The sequence below is a fragment of the Streptomyces sp. NPDC058401 genome, from assembly GCF_042722885.1.
Lineage (GTDB): Bacteria > Actinomycetota > Actinomycetes > Streptomycetales > Streptomycetaceae > Streptomyces.
In genome coordinates this window covers 23981-41259 of record NZ_JBHXKA010000015.1, presented here as the reverse complement: position 1 = coordinate 41259, position 17279 = coordinate 23981, and the positions used below count along the sequence as shown (strand labels likewise).

Genomic DNA, 17279 nt, shown 5'->3' with positions numbered 1-17279 from the left:
CTGGTCGAGCACGCCCGCTTCCTGTGAGGCACGTCGTTGCGCCTCGCGGATTTCAGTCGGTGCTGCGTGCCGAGGCCACGGCCTCGGCGACCGTCAGGGCCATCGGGGTCGTGGGGCGGCCGATCAGGCGGGAGAGGTCGCCGGAGGTGCCGGCGAGGCGGCCGCGCTCGATGGCGAGGTCCACGTCGACCAGGATCTCGGCGAACGGCGCCGGGACGCCCGCGCCGGTGAGGACGGCCTGGTGGGCCTCGGGGGTCACCGGGTTGTACGCGATCTCCCGCCCGGTGGCCTCGGCCACCGCCGCCGCGAACTCCGCGAAGGACCAGGCCGCATCGCCGCTCAGCTCGTACGCCCGGCCGAGGTGGCCCTCCCCGGTCAGTACGGCCGCGGCCGCCGCCGCGTAGTCGGCCCGCGCCGCCGAGGCCACCCGGCCCTCGCCCGCGTTGGACAGGACGGCCCCGTGCGCGAGCACCGGCGCCAGGTTGCCCGCGTGGTTCTCGGTGTACCAGCCGTTGCGCAGGAAGGTGTACGGCAGACCGGAGGCGAGGATCAGCTCCTCGGTCGCCCGGTGCTCGGCGGCCAGCGCGAAGTCCGCCTCGGGACCGCCCAGGATGCCGGTGTACGCGAACTGCGCCACTCCGGCCTCCTTCGCCGCGTCGATCGCGGCGGCGTGCTGGGGCACCCGCTGTCCGACCTCGCTGCCGGAGATCATCAGGACCCGGTCGCCGGAGCGGAAGGCCCCGGCCAGGGTCCCGGGCACGTTGTAGTCGGCGAGGCGCAGTTCGATGCCCCGGGCGGCGAGCGGGGCGGCCTTCTCCTCGTCGCGGACGACGGCGGCGATCTCCCCGGCGGGGACGCCCCGGGCGAGCAGCTCGTCGATGACGAGACGGCCGAGGGCTCCGGTGGCTCCGGTGACGACGATGCTCATGGCGGTTCACTCCTGGTGCGGTGCTTGTTCCTGCTCCCGTTTTCCGGGCTGTGCACTCACCGTACGGCGGACACTAACCAAACGACAGTACCCACTTTGAAGTAAGGTACTGGCATGGGAGTAAGTGAGATGCGCGAGAAGTGGACCCGGGCCGAGGCGATGTGCCCGCACCGGCTCGTCCTGGAGCACGTCACCAGCCGCTGGGGCGTCCTCGTGCTGGACGCCCTGCTCGACCGCTCGTACCGCTTCAGCGAACTGCGCCGGGAGATCGGATCGGTCGCCAAGGTCAGCGAGAAGATGCTGACGCAGACCCTCCAGACGCTGGAGCGCGACGGCTTCGTACACCGCGACGCCAAGCCCGTCATCCCGCCCCGCGTCGACTACTCGCTCACCCCGCTGGGCCGCGAGGCCGCCGAGCGGGTCCGCGCCCTCGCCCACTGGACGGACCTGCGCATCGCCGACGTGGAGCAGGCCCGCGCGGCCTACGACGCGGCGAAGGAGCGGGCGGCGGCCTTGAACCGGGACCCGTCGTAGCGGGACCTCACGCCCCGATGCGCACCAGCGCGAGCGTGATGTTGTCGGGGCCCCCGGCCTCGATGGCGGCCTTCCACAGCTCGTAGGCGGCCTTGCCGTCGTCGTGCAGCCGCAGCACCTCGCCGATGGCCTCGTCGGGCACCGGGTCGGTCAGCCCGTCGGTGCACACCAGGTAGCGGTCGCCCGTGGACAGCGGGAAGGCCGCCACGTGCGGGGTGAGGACGTGCTCGGCGCGGCTCCCGCCGAGGGTCTGCGTCACGGCCGACGTGGTCCGCTGCCCCGGCGGAAGCGGCGGACTGTCGTCCACGCTGACCTGGCGCAGCCCGTCCTCGGCCACCCGGTACACCTTGCTGTCGCCGACGTTGAACGACAGCAGCGACTCCGGCATGACCAGCATCCCGGCGACGGTGGTCCCCATGGAGGTCAGCTCCGGACGGCCCTCAGTCGCGGAGTGCACCGCGCGGTTGCAGAGGTTCAGCGCGTCCTCGACCGCCTCGGCGCCGTCCAGGGTGGGGCCGAGCAGGGCGAGTTCCCGCACGACCAGCTCGCTGGCGACCTCGCCGGCCGGCTGCCCGCCGAGCCCGTCGGCGACCGCGACGACCAGCGGCCTGCCGAGGGGGAACAGCAGCGTCTGGGGGCTCCGGGTCGTGGTCCCGCACAACGTCCACGGCCCGATGACCAGACTGTCCTCGTTGTGCGCGCGGACCAGCCCGACATGGCTCAGAGCGGTCACCGCTATGTAGGCCACCACGGGCTCCCGCCTCTCCTCAAGGGCAGACGCGTCCGTTCCTCGTCGCCCCCATTGTCCCGCCGCCGGGCGGTTACTGCTCCCGAGCCCCGGGCGGGCCCGGGTCGGCCTCGGCCGCCCCGCCGCGCAGGCGCCGCGCGTACGCCAGGAAGGCCGCCAGGCCCATCTCGAAGGCGGCCTCCGCGCGGCCCGGGCCCTGGGCGGCCAGGGCCCGGGCGAGCAGCGGGGTGCCCGGGGTGGGCTCCCACATGGCGTCCGGGGCCGCGAGGTCCAGGGCCGAGCCCAGGACCAGGTTCTCCAGGCCCGTGAGCAGCGGCATCACCTGCTCCACGGCGAAGCCGGCCCGCAGCAGCAGGGCCACGGCCCGTTCGTACTGCGCGAGCACCGCGGGGGCCCGTACCGGGGTGGTCATCAGCAGCGGGATGGCCCGCGGATAGGCGGCGAAGGCGGCCCGGTACGAGCGGGCCCACGCCTCCAGCGCGCCGTCCCAGGGCTCCGGCGAGGACAGGGTGCCGCCGTCGATCCGGGCGCACACCCGCTCGCGGACCAGCTCGATCACCCCGGCCCGGCCGTCCACGTGGTGATACAGCGACCCGGTTTGCACCCCGAGCGCCCGCGCGATCTGCGGGACGCTGAACTCGCCCTGCTCCGCGAGCAGTTGCAGGGCCGCAGCGCCGATCCGCTCCCGGTCCAGCAGTGGGGTGCGTGGCCGCGCCATCGTATTTCTCCCGCCGTCAGGTCTTCCCGTACGCCAAAACCGGAGGCTACATTGCCGCAAACCGAAAGCCTTTAGGTTTTCGGCTTCCCGCCGCCTGCCGTTCGCAGAAGGGTGCTCCCGCATGCCCGAAACAGCCGAGCCGCCGAGAACGAGTACCGACCTGCGCCGCGGCGCGCTCGGTACCGCCGACATCTCCTTCTTCGTCGTCTCCGCCGCCGCTCCGCTCACCGTCATGGCCGGCGTCGCCCCCGTGGCGATCCTGCTCGGCGGCATCGGCGCCCCCGCCGGCTACCTCCTCGCCGGCCTCACCCTCGCGGTCTTCGCCGTCGGCTTCACCACCATGAGCCGCCACGTCCGGGGCGCCGGCGCCTTCTACGCCTACATCGCCCGCGGCCTCGGCAAGCGCGTCGGCATCGGCGCCGCCCTGCTCGCCCTCATCGGCTACAACGGCATGGAGATCGGCGTCTACGGGCTCCTCGGCACCACCGCCGCCGACACCGGGCACGCCCTCGCCGGCCTCGACGTCCCCTGGCTGCCCGTCTCCCTCGCCGGCCTCCTCCTCGTCTGGTACGGCGGCTTCCGCTCCATCGACTTCGGCGCCAAGCTGCTCGGCGTCCTGCTCGTCGCCGAGACCGGAATACTCGTCCTGCTCGCGGGCGGCGTGCTCATCGAGGGCGGCGCCCACGGACTCTCGGCCGGCTCCTTCGCCCCCGGCGCGGTCCTCGTCCCCGGCACCGCGGCGGTCCTGGCCTTCGCCTTCGCCGCGTTCACCGGCTTCGAGTCCACCGTCATCTACCGCCGCGAGGCCCGCGACCCCGACCGGACCATCCCGCGCGCCACCTACATCGCCGTCGCCTTCCTCGGCCTCTTCTACGCCTTCATCGTCTGGACCGTCATCCAGGCCTTCGGCTCGGCCGAAGTCATCACCGCCGCCGCCGACGACCCCGCCGGCCTCTTCTTCACCGCCATCACCACCTACGTGGGCCCCTGGGCGGCCGACCTGATGCACGTCTTCATCGTCACCAGCGTCATCGCCTCCCTCCTCGCCTTCCACAACGCCATCAACCGGTACGCGCTGGCCCTCTCCGAGGAAGGCGTCCTGCCCGGCGCCCTCGGCCGCATCCACTCGCGCCACGGCTCCCCGTACGTCGCCGGCGCGGCCCAGACCGCCCTCGGCGCCGTCATCGTCCTCGGTTTCGCCCTCGCCGGAGCCGACCCGTACCAGCAGCTCCTGCTCTGGGTGAACACCCCCGGCATGATCGGCCTCATGGCCCTGATGCTGCTCGCCGCCATCGCCGTACCCGTCTACTTCCGCCGCGTCCGCCACGACGAGGGGCCCTGGCGGACCCTGATCGCGCCCGTCACCGCCGCCGTGCTGCTGGCCGTCGCGATCTGCCTGGTCGTCTCCAAGGTGGCCCTCTTCACCATGGCCTCCACCACCGTCAACACCCTCCTCGTGGCCCTCGTACCCGCCGTCTTCCTCGCCGGGCTCGCCCTCGCGCAGCACCTGAAGACCCGCCGCCCCGAGGTCTACGCCCGATTCGCCGAAGAGCCGGCAGCAGGCGTAGAAGCTGTAGAAGCCGCCACCGGAACCACCGGAACCACCGAAGCCCCCCAAGGAGCAGAGCCGTGCCCGCTGCCGACACCGTCCTCACCGGAGCCCGCGTCCGCACCCTCGACCCCGCCCGCCCCGAGGCCCGCGCGGTAGCCGTCCTCGGCGGCGAGATCGTCGCCGTCGGAGCCGAGGCCGACGTCCGCGACTGGCGCGGACCCGGCACCGAGACCGTCGACCTCGGCGGCGCCACCCTCACCCCCGGCCTCACCGACGCCCACAGCCACCCCGTCTGGGGCATCGAGATGGCAGAAGGCACCGACCTCTCCGCCGTCACCGACCTCGACCAGCTCCGCGCCGCCCTGCGCACCGCCGACCGGGGCCCCGGCGGCTGGATCACCGGCTTCGGCCTCGACCACAACGCCTTCGGCGGCCGCCCCGTCGACAAGGCCCTGATCGAGGAGGCCCTCGCCGGAGCCCCCGCCTTCCTGCGGCTCTACGACGGGCACTCCGCGCTCGCCTCCACCGCGGCCCTGGCCGCCGCCGGGATCACCGGCCCGCGCGCCTTCGCCCAGCGCTCCGAGATCGTCTGCGACCCCGACGGGCGGCCCACCGGCCACCTCGTCGAGCACGCCGCGATGGACCTGGTCGGCTCGCTCGCGCCGAAGCCCACGTACACCGAGCGCCGGGAACGCCTCACCGGGCTGCTCTCCGCCATGGCCGCCACCGGCCTGACCGGGGCCCACGTGATGGACCTCGGCGACGGGGACGTACCCGCCCTGCTCGCGACCGCCGAGTACGAGGGCGACCTCCCGCTGCGGCTGAACCTCTCGCCCTGGTGCATGCCCGGAGCCACCGACGAGGACCTGGGGGAGCTGATCGAGCTCCAGCGGCTCGCCGGCCGCCACTGGAAGGTCGGCGGGGTCAAGTTCTTCATGGACGGCACCGTCGAGGGCGGCACCGCCTGGCTGGAGCACGCCGACTGCCACGGCCGGGGCACCGACGCCTTCTGGCCCGACCCGCAGGCCTACGCCGAGGCCGTACGGGTCCTCGACGCGGCCGGGGTGCGCACCGCGACCCACGCCATCGGCGACGCGGCGGTCCGGCACGTCCTGGACACCGTGGAGTCACTGGGCCTGCGGGGCCGGATGCGGCACCGGATCGAGCACATCGAGACGGTCCCGGACGGCCAGCTGAAGCGGTTCGCGGAGCTCGGGGTGATCGCCTCGATGCAGCCGCCGCACACCGCGTACACCCGGGCCGACCACAGCGACGAATGGTCCAAGCGGCTGGGGGAGGAGCGGGCCGGCCGCGCCTGGCGCTGCCGGGACCTGCGCGAGGCCGGCGCGGTGCTCGCCCTGGGCTCGGACTGGCCCATCGCCCACTACGACGCCCGCCAGGTCCTGGCCACCGCCCGCAGCCCGCGCGGCGCGGCCTCGGCCGGTACGGGCGCCTGGACCGGGGCGGCCCTGAGCGGGCTGATGGCCCTGGAGGGCATGACCTCGCACGCCGCGCTGGCGGCCGGGGAGGAAGCGGTGGCGGGGCGGATCGCGCCCGGCTACCGGGCCGACCTGACCGCCTTCGGCCTGGACCCCGTGGACGCCCCGGCGGACGAGCTGACCGGGGCGCCGGTCCGGCTCACCATGTCGGGAGGCCGGATCACCCACCGGGAGGGGTGAGAGGGGCCGCGGCTCAGCGCTGGAAGCGGGCCAGGGCCGGATGGTTCAGGAGGGCCGCCGTCACCGGGTGGCGGCCGGTTTCCTCGGGGCGGCGCGGCAGCCGGTGCGGGAGGGACCCGTACCAGGCACGGGAGACCGCGTACCCGAAGGCCAGGCAGAGCATGCCGCCGACGGCGTCGAGCCAGAAGTGGTTGGCGGTGGACACGATCACGATCAGTGTCGCCGTCGGGTAGAGCAGGCCCAGGATCCGGGCCCAGGGGGCGGAGGCGACCGCGAAGATCGTCAGCCCGCACCAGAGCGACCACCCTATGTGCATGGACGGCATGGCCGCGTACTGGTTCGACATGTGCTTGAGGTTGCCCGAGGCCATGGAGCCCCAGGTGTGGTGGACCAGCACGGTGTCGACGAAGTGCTGCCCGTTCATCAGCCGGGGCGGCGCGAGCGGATAGAAGAAGTAGCCGACCAGGGCCACGCCCGTGGTGGCGAAGAGGACGAGCCGCGTCGCCGCGTAACGCCCCGGATGAAAGCGGTAGATCCAGACGAGCACGCCGATGGTCATCACGAAGTGGAGGGTGGCGTAGTAGTAGTTCATGCCCACCACGAGCCAGGTCACCGAATTGACGGCGTGGTTGATCCGCTCCTCGACGGCGATGCCGAGGGACTGCTCCACCTTCCAGATCCAGTCGGCGTTCGCGAGCGCGGCCGCCTTCTGCTCGGGCACGGCGTTGCGGATCAGCGAGTAGGTCCAGTAGCTGACCGCGATCAGCAGGACCTCGAACCAGATCCGGGGTCGCCGGGGGGCGCGCAGCCTGGAGAGCAGTGCACGCCCGGACGACTCCGGGCGGTCCTGGCTCTCGGTCACGGGGGGTGACGAGACGTCCGTCCGGGTATCCAGTGTCTTCACGCTCGCTTCACCCATAGGAAAAGAGTCTGCCAGATGGGGGACTCGCCTCCGATCATCCCTTGGGACGGTCTTGCGCGCAGCCTCTCCACCTCCCGGACGACCGGAGGCCATACGTCCCTAGGGGAAACGGCAGGGGCGCCCGTCAGGGGCGTGCGGGTCCGCGGCCCTGCTGGGGGCCCGACGCGGTCGAGCCGCGGACCACCAGCTCGGGCAGGAACACGAACTCGCTGTGCGGGGCCGGCGTACCGCCGATCTCCTCCAGCAGGGTCCGTACCGCGGCCTGGCCCATCGCCTGCACGGGCTGGCGGATGGTGGTCAGCGGCGGATCCGTGAACGCTATGAGCGGGGAGTCGTCGAAGCCGACCACCGACACGTCCTGCGGGACCTTCAGGCCCTGCTGCCGGGCCGCCCGGATCGCGCCGAGCGCCATCATGTCGCTCGCGCACACCACCGCCGTGCAGCCGCGCGCGATCAGCGCCGCCGCGGCGGCCTGCCCGCCCTCCAGCGTGTAGAGGGAGTGCTGGATCAGCTCCTCGACCTCGTCCTCGCCGAGTCCGAGCCGCTCCTTCATGCCGAGGCGGAAGCCCTCGATCTTGCGGAGCACCGGCACGAACCGCTTGGGTCCCACGGCCAGCCCGATCCGGGTGTGCCCGAGCGCCGTCAGGTGGGTCACCGCGAGCTGCATCGCGGCCCGGTCGTCGGGGGAGACGAAGGGGGCCTGCACCTTGTCGGAGAAGCCGTTGATCAGGACGTACGGGACGCCCTGCCCGCGGAGTTGGTCGTAGCGGCCCATGTCGGCCGTGGTGTCCGCGTGCAGCCCGGAGACGAAGATGATCCCGGAGACCCCGCGGTCGACCAGCATCTCCGTCAGCTCGTCCTCCGTGGACCCGCCGGGCGTCTGCGTGGCCAGCACCGGGGTGTAGCCCTGGCGGGTCAGCGCCTGGCCGATGACCTGGGCGAGCGCAGGGAAGATGGGGTTGTCGAGCTCGGGCGTTATCAGGCCGACGAGTCCCGCGCTGCGCTGGCGCAGCCGTACGGGGCGTTCGTAGCCGAGCACGTCGAGGGCGGCCAGCACGGATTCACGGGTGCCTGCGGCCACACCGGGCTTGCCGTTGAGCACGCGGCTGACTGTGGCTTCGCTGACCCCCGCCTGGGCTGCGATGTCGGCTAGCCGTGCGGTCACGGGATTGGACTGTACCGGTCGCACGTTCACCATGACCACCACGTGCACGAATCCGGGGGAAGCCGGACGGTTCGGCCGTCCGTCTCCACCGGGGCGCTGGACAGGACGGGACGCCCGGGCGAGGGCAGTTCGAGCGGGACCGGGCGGGTGTTGAGCGTGCACGCGAAGCCCGGACGGGTGAAGAGCAGCACCCCCTCGGGCGCGGGCAGCCACTGCATGCCGGCGGCCCCGGCCTCCTCGGCCCCGGCCCCGGCCTCCTCGGCCCCGGCCGCCGTCCCCGCCTCCGGCGCCCCGAGTCCCGGCATCGCGCGGCGCAGTTCCAGCGCGGCGCGGTAGAGCTCCAGGGTGGAGTGGGGGTCACCGGTCTGCGCGGCGACGCTGAGCCCGCCCCAGCCGGCCGGCTGCGGGAGCCAGCTCCCGGCCGGCCCGAAATCGTACGGCGGCTCCTGCCCGGACCACGGGATCGGTACGCGGCAGCCGTCGCGCAGCCCCTCCTGCCCGGCGCTCCGGGCGAAGGCCGGGTCCTGGCGGACGGAGTCCGGGAGGTCGGTCACCTCGGGCAGGCCGAGCTCCTCGCCCTGGTAGACGTACGCCGATCCGGGCAGCGCCAGCATCAGCAGCGCGGCCGCCCGCGCCCGGGCGAGGCTGCCGTAGCGGGTGCGGTGCCGCACGACGTCGTGGTTGGACAGCACCCAGGTCGTCGGGGCCCCGACGGAGGCGGTGGCGGCGAGGGACTCGTCGATGACGGTGCGCAGCGCGACGGTGTCCCACGGGCAGTTCAGGAAGCGGAAGTTGAAGGCCTGGTGCAGTTCGTCGGGGCGGACGTACAGCGCGAGCCGCTCGGAGGTGGGCGCCCAGGCCTCGGCGACCCCGATGCGCGGGACCTCGTAGGAATCGAGCAGCCGCCGCCAGGAGCGGTGGATCGCGTGGACCCCGTCCTGGTCGAAGAAGGGGAGCGGCTCGATGCCGATGAGGGTGGCCTGCGCGCCGCGGCCGATGTCCGGCAGACCGGGGGCCTTGACCATGCCGTGGGCCACGTCCACCCGGAACCCGTCGACGCCGAGGTCGAGCCAGAACCGCAGGACGGCGGAGAACTCCTCGGCGACCTCCGGGTTCTCCCAGTTCAGGTCGGGCTGCTCGGGGGCGAAGAGGTGCAGGTACCAGGCGCCGTCCGGGGTACGGCTCCAGGCGGGCCCGCCGAAGACCGACTCCCAGTCGTTGGGCGGGAGCTCCCCGGCGGGGCCCCGGCCGGGGCGGAAGTGGTAGCGCTCGCGGGCTCCCGGCTCCCCGGCCAGCGCCGCCCGGAACCAGGCGTGCTGCTCGGAGGTGTGGTTCGGGACCACGTCCACGATGACGCGCAGCCCCAGCGCGTGCGCGGCGCGGATGAGGTCGTCGGCGTCGGAGAGGTCCCCGAAGAGCGGGTCGACGGCCCGGTAGTCGGCGACGTCGTAGCCGCCGTCCGCCTGGGGGGAGACGTAGAAGGGGGTCAGCCACACCGCGTCCACCCCGAGCCGGGCCAGGTGGGGCAGCCGTTCGCGGACCCCGCGCAGGTCGCCGATCCCGTCGCCGTCGCTGTCCGCGAAGGAGCGGACGTACACCTGGTAGATGACGGCATCGCGCCACCAGCCGCCGCCCGCGGTGGCATTGCTGGAAGCGCTTGCAAGCCGGGAAGCGGTCAACTCGTGGGTCATATCGGGTCAACGCGCGTACGCACCCCCTGGTTGCGGGCCCGGACAGTCGAAGAGGGTTCGAACTAACAGCAAGCTGCGGCAACCGTCCGGACACACGGATGTAACGATCACCGCTTCTTGCAGAAAGTTCCCGCAAGGTCTTTCGGTCGGCTTTCAGGCTTGTTACGTTCTCGGCAACTCGGGACCGCGAGGCGCGGCCGGGATCATCGAAGGAGTTCATATGCGGCGTGGCATAGCGGCCACCGCGCTGGTCGCGGCTCTGGCGCTCGCGGCGACGGCTTGCGGCGGTGACACCAAGGACGGCAACGGCAACGGCGGCGCCAAGGCCGACGGGGAGCTCTCCGGCACGGTCACGTGGTGGGACACCTCGAACGACGCCGAGAAGGCGTCCTTCCAGAAGCTCGCCGAGGCGTTCACCGCCAAGCACCCCAAGGTGACCGTCAAGTACGTCAACGTCCCCTACGGCGACGCCCAGAACAAGGTCAAGAACGCCTTCAGCAGCGGCTCCGAGGCCCCCGACGTGATCCGCGCCGACGTGGGCTGGGTCGCCGACTTCGCCTCCCTCGGCTACCTCGCCGAGGTTCCGGCCGAGACGGCCAAGAAGATCGACACCGAGTTCCTGCCCCAGGCCGCGGCCAGCGGCAAGTACGAGGGCAAGACCTACGGCGTCCCGCAGGTCATCGACACCATGGGCCTCTTCTACAACAAGAAGATGCTCGCCGACGCCGGCGTCGAGCCCCCCAAGACGCTGGAAGAGGTGAAGACCGCCGCCGCGGCCATCAAGGCCAAGACCGGCAAGGCCGGTCTCTACCTGCGCGGCGACGACTCCTACTGGTTCCTCCCCCTCATCTACGGAGAGGGCGGCGACCTCGTCGACGCGAAGACCAAGACGGTCACCGTCGACAACGCGGCCGGTGTCAAGGCCTTCAAGGCCGCCCGCGACCTGGTCTCCTCCGGTGCGGCGATCACCAACGCCACCGACGGCTGGACCAACATGCAGACCGCCTTCAAGACGGGCGAGGCCGCGATGATGATCAACGGCCCCTGGGCCGTGGCCGACACCTACGCGGGCGACCAGTTCAAGGACAAGACCAACCTCGGCATCGCCGCGGTCCCGGCCGGCTCCGTCAAGGCGGGCGCCCCGCAGGGCGGCCACGACCTCGCCGTGTACGCGGGCTCCAAGAACATCGCCGCCGCGAACGCCTTCGTCGACTACATGACCTCGCAGGAGGTGCAGGTCCAGTCCGCCAAGGAGCTGAGCCTGCTCCCGACCCGGACGGCCGCCTACGAGCAGCCCGACGTCAAGTCCAGCGAGATGGTGCAGTTCTTCAAGCCGGCCGTGGACAAGGCCGTCGAGCGCGCCTGGATCCCGGAGAACGGATCCCTCTTCGAGCCGCTGAAGGTCGAATACACCAAGGCGATCACCGGGGCCTCGAGCCCGGAGGACGCGGCCAAGGCGGCCGGCGCCGAATTCCGCAAGATCCTCAAGGGTTGGAAGTAGCGAAAAGATGGCTGCTCACACCAGCCAGTCGGTGGCGAAGGCCGCGGGCGGCGAGACCGGTCCTGACGCCGGTTCCGCCGCCCGCGGCCGGAGCCGCAGGACTGACGGCAACGCCGGCGGACGCAACCGCCCCGGACTGAAGCGGGCCCTGGCCACCCACTGGTACGCCTGGGCCATGATCACCCCCGTGGTGCTCGTGCTCGGCGTGATCATCGGCTGGCCGCTCGTCCGCGGGGTCTACCTGTCGCTGACCGACGCCACCGAGCGCAACGTCGGCCGCACCATCGGCGCCAACCACATCGAAGCCACGTACCAGTTCATCGGCCTCGACAACTACGCCGAGGTCCTCGCCGACCCGGTGTTCCTGCAGCGGCTGGTGTGGACGGTGACGTGGACCGTCGCCTGCGTGTCGGTCACCTTCGCGCTGGGCCTGGGCCTCGCCACCGTGCTCAACCGCGAGTTCAAGGGACGCGCCGCCTACCGGATGGCGCTCATCCTGCCCTGGGCCGTCCCCGGATTCGTCTCCGTCTTCGCCTGGCGGTTCCTCTTCAACCGCGACAACGGCATCCTCAACAAGATCCTCGAAGGCGGCGGCATCTCCGCCGTCCCGTGGCTCGACGACCCGACCTGGGCCAAGATCGCCGTCATCGCCGTCAACGTCTGGCTCGGCGTCCCCTTCATGATGGTCGCCCTGCTCGGCGGCATGCAGTCCATCCCCGGCGAGCTCTACGAGGCTGCCGAGATGGACGGGGCGAGCCCCTGGCAGCGGTTCCGCCACATCACCCTGCCGGGGCTGCGGACGGTCAGCATGACCGTGATCCTGCTCTCCACCATCTGGACCTTCAACATGTTCCCGGTGATCTTCCTGCTCACCCGGGGCGGACCCGGGGACAGCACCGAGATCCTGGTGACCCAGGCCTTCCGCGAGGCGTTCGTGACCAGCCCGCGCGACTTCGCCGTCTCGGCGACCTGGGGCGTACTGATCCTCCTGCTGCTCATGATCTTCGCGCTGGTCTACCGGCGCTCGCTGCGCAAGCAGGGAGAGGTGTGGTGACGACCGTGACTACCGACTCCGCGCGTTCCGCGCGTTCCGCGGCCGCCTCGCGTGCGGACTCCGCCTCGCCCGGGAGTTCCCCCCGTCCGCGCGGCAAGCGCTCCGCGCTCGCCTCCGCCGGACTGCACGGCACCCTGGCCGTCGCCGCCGTGATCGCCGTCTTCCCGGTGCTGTGGATCCTGCTGACCTCGCTCAAGCCCGCGAAGCACGCCATCTCCACGGACTTCGTCAAGGAACCCACCCTCGACAACTACCGCTACCTGGTGGAGTCGACCTCCTTCCTCACCTGGTTCGGCAACTCCGTCCTGGTCGCCGGCATCACCACCGTCCTCGGGGTGTTCATCGCCGCCACCACCGGATACGCCGTCAGCCGCTTCAAGTTCCCCGGAATGAAGCCGCTGATGTGGACCCTGCTCATCACGCAGATGTTCCCGATGGCCATCCTCATCGTCCCCCTCTACAACCTCATGGGAGACCTGGGGCTGCTGAACCAGCCGCTCGGGCTGGTCATCACGTACCTCACCATCGCCGTGCCGTTCTGCGCCTGGATGATGAAGGGCTTCTTCGACACCATCCCGGTCGAGATCGACGAATCGGGACGGGTGGACGGGCTCAACCCCTTCGGGACCTTCTGGCGCCTCATCCTGCCGCTGGCCAAGCCCGGGCTCGCCGTCACCGGGTTCTACGCCTTCATCACCGCATGGGGCGAAGTCGCGTACGCCTCCGCCTTCATGGTCGGGGACGAACACCTCACCCTGGCCGGCGGGCTGCAGACCTTCGTCACCCAGTACACCTCCAACTGGGGTGCGATGAGCGCCGCTTCCATCCTCATCGCCATCCCCGCGGCCTTCTTCTTCCTCTTCGCCCAGCGTCACCTCGTCGCCGGGATGACGGCGGGCGCGACCAAGGGCTGACCACCCCGCGCCCCGCCCCGTACCCACCGGCCCGACCTCTTCAAGGACGACATGACCCAGCACCTCGCCGCCGAACCCTCGCTGGACGGCCTCCCCACCTCCGCCGGCACCCTGCCCGGCTGGTGGAGAGAAGCGGTGATCTACCAGGTCTATCCGCGCAGTTTCGCCGACTCCAACGGAGACGGCATGGGGGACCTCGAAGGCATCCGCAGCCGACTGCCCTACCTCAAGGAACTCGGCGTCGACGCCGTGTGGCTCAGCCCCTTCTACGCCTCCCCGCAGGCCGACGCCGGCTACGACGTAGCCGACTACCGGGCCATCGACCCCATGTTCGGCAGCCTCCACGACGCCGACGCCGTGATCCGCGAAGCGCACGGGCTGGGCCTGCGCATCATCGTGGACCTGGTGCCCAACCACTGCTCCGACCAGCACGAATGGTTCAAGCAGGCACTGAGGGAGGGGCCCGGTACGCCGCTGCGCGACCGCTTCCACTTCCGCCCGGGGCGGGGCGCGGACGGGGCGGAGCCCCCGAACGACTGGGAGTCCATCTTCGGCGGACCCGCCTGGACCCGGGTCGCCGACGGCGAGTGGTACCTGCACCTCTTCGCCCCGGAACAGCCCGACTTCAACTGGGAACACCCGGCCGTCCAGGACGAGTTCCGCTCGATCCTGCGGTTCTGGCTCGACCTCGGCGCCGACGGCTTCCGCATCGACGTGGCCCACGGCCTGGTCAAGGCGCCCGGCCTGCCCGACCTGGGGCGGGGAGAGCAGCTGAAACTGCTCGGCAACCAGGTGCTGCCCTTCTTCGACCAGGACGGGGTCCACGAGATCTACCGCTCCTGGCGGAAGGTGCTGGACGAGTACGCCGGCGACCGCATCGGCGTGGCCGAGGCCTGGACGCCCAGCGCCGACCGGACGGCCCTGTACCTGCGGCCCGACGAACTGCACCAGGCCTTCAACTTCCACTACCTGAACACCGGATGGGACGCACCGGCACTGCGCGCCACCATCGACGAGTCGCTCGACGCGATGCGCCCGGTGGGGGCGCCGACCACGTGGGTGCTGTCCAACCACGACGTGGTGCGGCATGTCACCAGGTACGGGGGAGGGGCGGAAGGCATCGCCCGGGCGCGGGCGGCGGCGCTGCTGATGCTGGCGCTGCCCGGATCGGCGTACGTCTACCAGGGCGAGGAGCTCGGCCTGCCGGAGGTGACCGACCTCCCGGACTCCGTCCGCCAGGACCCCGCCTTCGCCCGCGGCGCCGGGCAGGACGGGCTGCGCGACGGCTGCCGCGTACCGATCCCGTGGTCGGGCACCGAGGCCCCGTACGGCTTCGGCGACGGCGGCAGCTGGCTGCCGCAGCCGGCCGCCTGGGCGGGCCTGAGCGTGGCCGCGCAGACCGGGGACCCGGCCTCCACCCTGGAGCTCTACCGGTCCGCGCTGCGGCTGCGCCGCTCGCACCCCGAGCTGGGCGCCGGCGACGGGGTGGAGTGGCTGGAGGCCCCGGCGGGCGTCCTGGCCTTCCGCCGGGGGGACTTCACCTGCACGGTCAACACCACGGCCGAGCCGGTACGGATGCCCGCGCCGGGCACCGTACTCCTGGCGAGCGGGCCCCTGCCCGACCCGTCGGAACTGCCGGCCGACACGGCGGTGTGGTGGCGGGGATGACCTCCCCGCTGCGGCTGACGGACATCGCCGCGCAGGCCGCGGTCAGCGAGGCGACCGTCAGCCGCGTGCTCAACGGCAAGGCGGGCGTGGCGTCCGGCACCCGGCACAAGGTGCTGGCCGCCATGGACCTGCTGGGCTACGAACGCCCGGTCCGGCTGCGCCGGCGCAGCAACGGGTTGGTGGGGCTGCTGACCCCGGAGCTCACCAATCCCATCTTCCCGGCCTTCGCCCAGGTCATCGAGCAGACCCTGGCGGGCCACGGCTACACCCCCGTGCTGTGCACGCAGACCCCGGGCGGGGCCACCGAGGACGAGCTGGTGGAGCAGCTGGAGGAGCGCGGGGTGACGGGGATCGTGTTCCTGTCGGGCCTGCACGCGGACTCCTCCGCCGACCCCTCGCGCTACCAGCGGCTCGCGGCGCGGGGGGTCCCCTTCGTCCTGATCAACGGCTTCAACGAGCAGGTCCAGGCCCCCTTCATCTCCCCGGACGACCGTGCGGCGGCGGACATGGCGGTCCGCCACCTGGAGGACCTCGGCCACCGGCGCATCGGCCTCGCGATAGGGCCGACGCGCTACGTGCCGTCGGCGCGGAAGGAAGCCGGCTTCGTCGCCGCCCTTCCTGCGGCGGCGGCCGAAGGCCTCATCCAGCGCACCCTGTTCACCGTCGAGGGCGGCCACGCCGCGGGCGGAGCCCTGATCGACCGTGGCTGTACGGGCATTGTGTGCGGCAGCGACCCGATGGCCCTGGGCGTCATACGTGCGGCCCGCGAGCGCGGCCTGCGCGTCCCCGAGGACATCTCGGTGGTCGGCTTCGACGACTCCCCGCTGATCGCCTTCACGGACCCCCCACTGACCACGGTCCGCCAGCCGGTCCGCGCCATGGCCACGGCAGCGGTGGGCGCCCTCCTGGAGGCGGTGGCCGGGACCCCGGTCCAGCGGACGGAGTACGTGTTCCAACCGGAGCTGGTGGTCCGGGGGTCGACGGGGCAGGGGCCTGGGGGGTAGGGGTTGGGGTTACGGGGCTTCGCGGGGGCGGGGCTTCTTCCCCCCTCTCACCACCACCCTCAGCCGGTGGTTGCCCACCACCCCCCTCGGTGGCGTAGCGCGGCCCCGACGTCTTGCCGGTCGGGTCGGGGGTGCGCGTGCTGCGGCCCGATCCTTGGCTTTGACAGGGTCCGGTGGGAGCCCGGCAGTCCAGTGTCCTTTCGGTGCGGGCCGGTCCCTCAAGGGCGCTCCCTGCGGTCGCGTCGCTTCGCGATGGCCTTCGGCCACCCTTGACCGACCGACCCACCCCGAAATGCCACAAGACTTCCGGGATCCCCCCGGGGAACGGCCGGGAGGGAGGAGAGGGAGGAGCGGCCTTGCTTCACATGCGCAGCCCTGCTCGGCTGGCTGGAATTCTGGACACGGCCCCGGCAAGACCGTGACCTCGGTCGGAATGGAAGCGCGGGGCGATCAGAGCATCCAAGGCCGGGCGTCTGGACACCCTTCCCGAGACGTCCGAGTGCCACTAGGAGCGAGAGGGGGAAGGGGAAGGTCTCAGGGTCGGGGGGCGCGACAGATCGCTACACAGTCCCACTCGGCTTGGCGACTGCGGACCGGCCGGGGGCTCTCGCAGTCGGCACGGGTGTGGTCAGTAGGTGCTGGCGACAATGACGGCAAGGATTCCGAGGACGATCAGGACGTAGAGGATCTGTCGCAGGCGCTCAGTCACCGGTTACGCGGCCGGATCGGCCGGCACTCAGGATCCGTTCGGTCGTGAGCATGCTGGTCCGGGCGGGCGCCGGACATCGAATGCCCGGGAATCGTCTCGTAGTTCTCGCTCAGGATCGGCCGGTCGCAGAGGCAACAGATCCGCGTTGATGGGCGCTCGGACTCACTGAGAACGGCCTTCGAGGTGCGCGCAATTCTGGCCAGGCCGCGGGCGTGGTTCCAATTGGCGTTCGGTTCGGAAGTCCGTGGGCCTACCGCTGAGGTGTACTCCCATTCCGCGACCGCATTGGAGGCTCGCGCGTCCGGCCGGTTCTGGGGAGGCATTTCACGGCATGGTGGAGTTGATGGCCGCAATCGATGAGGTCGTCGATGAGTCGTGCCACGCGCTCAGCCGACGGGCGTTGCGGATACGGACCAAGGGCCTCGGTGATCAAATCCTGGATGTTGCCGCCTGCTTGCGTCGTCACCGTGTACCTCGGTTCGTCAGCGCGTC

14 protein-coding genes are annotated in these 17279 nt (G+C 71.8%); 8 read left to right on the top strand and 6 right to left on the bottom strand.

What is annotated here, in order from left to right:
- Window positions 1–52 precede the first annotated feature (52 nt).
- Window positions 53–928, bottom strand: coding sequence for an NAD(P)H-binding protein (locus ACFWNV_RS08250; RefSeq protein WP_383942374.1), 876 nt, complete (start codon window positions 926–928; stop codon window positions 53–55).
- A 114-nt stretch (window positions 929–1042) separates the two neighbouring features.
- Between ACFWNV_RS08250 and ACFWNV_RS08245 the strand changes: the two genes are divergently transcribed.
- Complete coding sequence (locus ACFWNV_RS08245) at window positions 1043–1462, top strand: winged helix-turn-helix transcriptional regulator (protein WP_383942371.1); 420 nt, start codon at window positions 1043–1045, stop codon at window positions 1460–1462.
- Window positions 1463–1469: 7 nt separating this feature from the next.
- On the opposite strand, the gene ACFWNV_RS08240 is transcribed toward ACFWNV_RS08245, so the two are convergent.
- Window positions 1470–2210, bottom strand: a complete 741-nt coding sequence (locus tag ACFWNV_RS08240; protein WP_383942496.1) for a PP2C family protein-serine/threonine phosphatase — start codon at window positions 2208–2210, stop codon at window positions 1470–1472.
- A gap of 73 nt (window positions 2211–2283) precedes the next feature.
- The gene (locus ACFWNV_RS08235; RefSeq protein ID WP_383942369.1) at window positions 2284–2928 is read right to left on the bottom strand and encodes a TetR/AcrR family transcriptional regulator C-terminal domain-containing protein; all 645 of its coding nucleotides are present in this window, start codon (window positions 2926–2928) and stop codon (window positions 2284–2286) included.
- Window positions 2929–3049: 121 nt separating this feature from the next.
- Here ACFWNV_RS08235 and ACFWNV_RS08230 point away from each other — a divergent pair, with 121 nt between their 5' ends.
- Together ACFWNV_RS08230 and ACFWNV_RS08225 are read left to right on the top strand one after the other, a co-directional pair.
- Window positions 3050–4636: an APC family permease gene (locus tag ACFWNV_RS08230; RefSeq protein WP_383942366.1), complete on the top strand. Its 1587-nt coding sequence runs from the start codon at window positions 3050–3052 to the stop codon at window positions 4634–4636.
- Window positions 4558–6159, top strand: coding sequence for an amidohydrolase (locus ACFWNV_RS08225; protein WP_383942363.1), 1602 nt, complete (start codon window positions 4558–4560; stop codon window positions 6157–6159). Before ACFWNV_RS08230 ends, ACFWNV_RS08225 begins: the two co-directional genes overlap by 79 nt.
- Window positions 6160–6172: 13 nt before the next feature.
- Here ACFWNV_RS08225 and ACFWNV_RS08220 read toward each other — a convergent pair whose 3' ends face one another.
- From ACFWNV_RS08220 to ACFWNV_RS08210, 3 genes are all read right to left on the bottom strand, one after another.
- Window positions 6173–7078 carry a phosphatase PAP2 family protein gene (locus ACFWNV_RS08220; RefSeq protein ID WP_383942360.1) on the bottom strand — a complete coding sequence of 302 codons (906 nt, stop codon included), beginning with the start codon at window positions 7076–7078 and terminating at the stop codon, window positions 6173–6175.
- 127 nt (window positions 7079–7205) lie between these two features.
- Window positions 7206–8246: a LacI family DNA-binding transcriptional regulator gene (locus tag ACFWNV_RS08215; protein ID WP_383942357.1), complete on the bottom strand. Its 1041-nt coding sequence runs from the start codon at window positions 8244–8246 to the stop codon at window positions 7206–7208.
- 26 nt (window positions 8247–8272) lie between these two features.
- Complete coding sequence (locus ACFWNV_RS08210; protein WP_383942355.1) at window positions 8273–9937, bottom strand: alpha-amylase family glycosyl hydrolase; 1665 nt, start codon at window positions 9935–9937, stop codon at window positions 8273–8275.
- A 220-nt stretch (window positions 9938–10157) separates the two neighbouring features.
- Between ACFWNV_RS08210 and ACFWNV_RS08205 the strand changes: the two genes are divergently transcribed.
- The 5 genes from ACFWNV_RS08205 to ACFWNV_RS08185 are packed head-to-tail and all read left to right on the top strand — an operon-like array spanning window position 10158 to window position 16078.
- Entirely contained in the window at window positions 10158–11438 is a 1281-nt protein-coding gene (locus ACFWNV_RS08205; protein WP_383942352.1) for an extracellular solute-binding protein, read from the top strand.
- A gap of 7 nt (window positions 11439–11445) precedes the next feature.
- Window positions 11446–12492, top strand: a complete 1047-nt coding sequence (locus ACFWNV_RS08200) for a carbohydrate ABC transporter permease (RefSeq protein WP_383942350.1) — start codon at window positions 11446–11448, stop codon at window positions 12490–12492.
- Window positions 12489–13406 carry a sugar ABC transporter permease gene (locus ACFWNV_RS08195; RefSeq protein WP_383942347.1) on the top strand — a complete coding sequence of 306 codons (918 nt, stop codon included), beginning with the start codon at window positions 12489–12491 and terminating at the stop codon, window positions 13404–13406. Before ACFWNV_RS08200 ends, ACFWNV_RS08195 begins: the two co-directional genes overlap by 4 nt.
- A gap of 51 nt (window positions 13407–13457) precedes the next feature.
- Window positions 13458–15074 (top strand): glycoside hydrolase family 13 protein, encoded by a 1617-nt coding sequence (locus tag ACFWNV_RS08190; protein ID WP_383942344.1) that lies wholly within the window; start codon window positions 13458–13460, stop codon window positions 15072–15074.
- The gene (locus tag ACFWNV_RS08185; RefSeq protein ID WP_383942341.1) at window positions 15071–16078 is read left to right on the top strand and encodes a LacI family DNA-binding transcriptional regulator; all 1008 of its coding nucleotides are present in this window, start codon (window positions 15071–15073) and stop codon (window positions 16076–16078) included. Before ACFWNV_RS08190 ends, ACFWNV_RS08185 begins: the two co-directional genes overlap by 4 nt.
- Window positions 16079–17279 lie beyond the last annotated feature (1201 nt).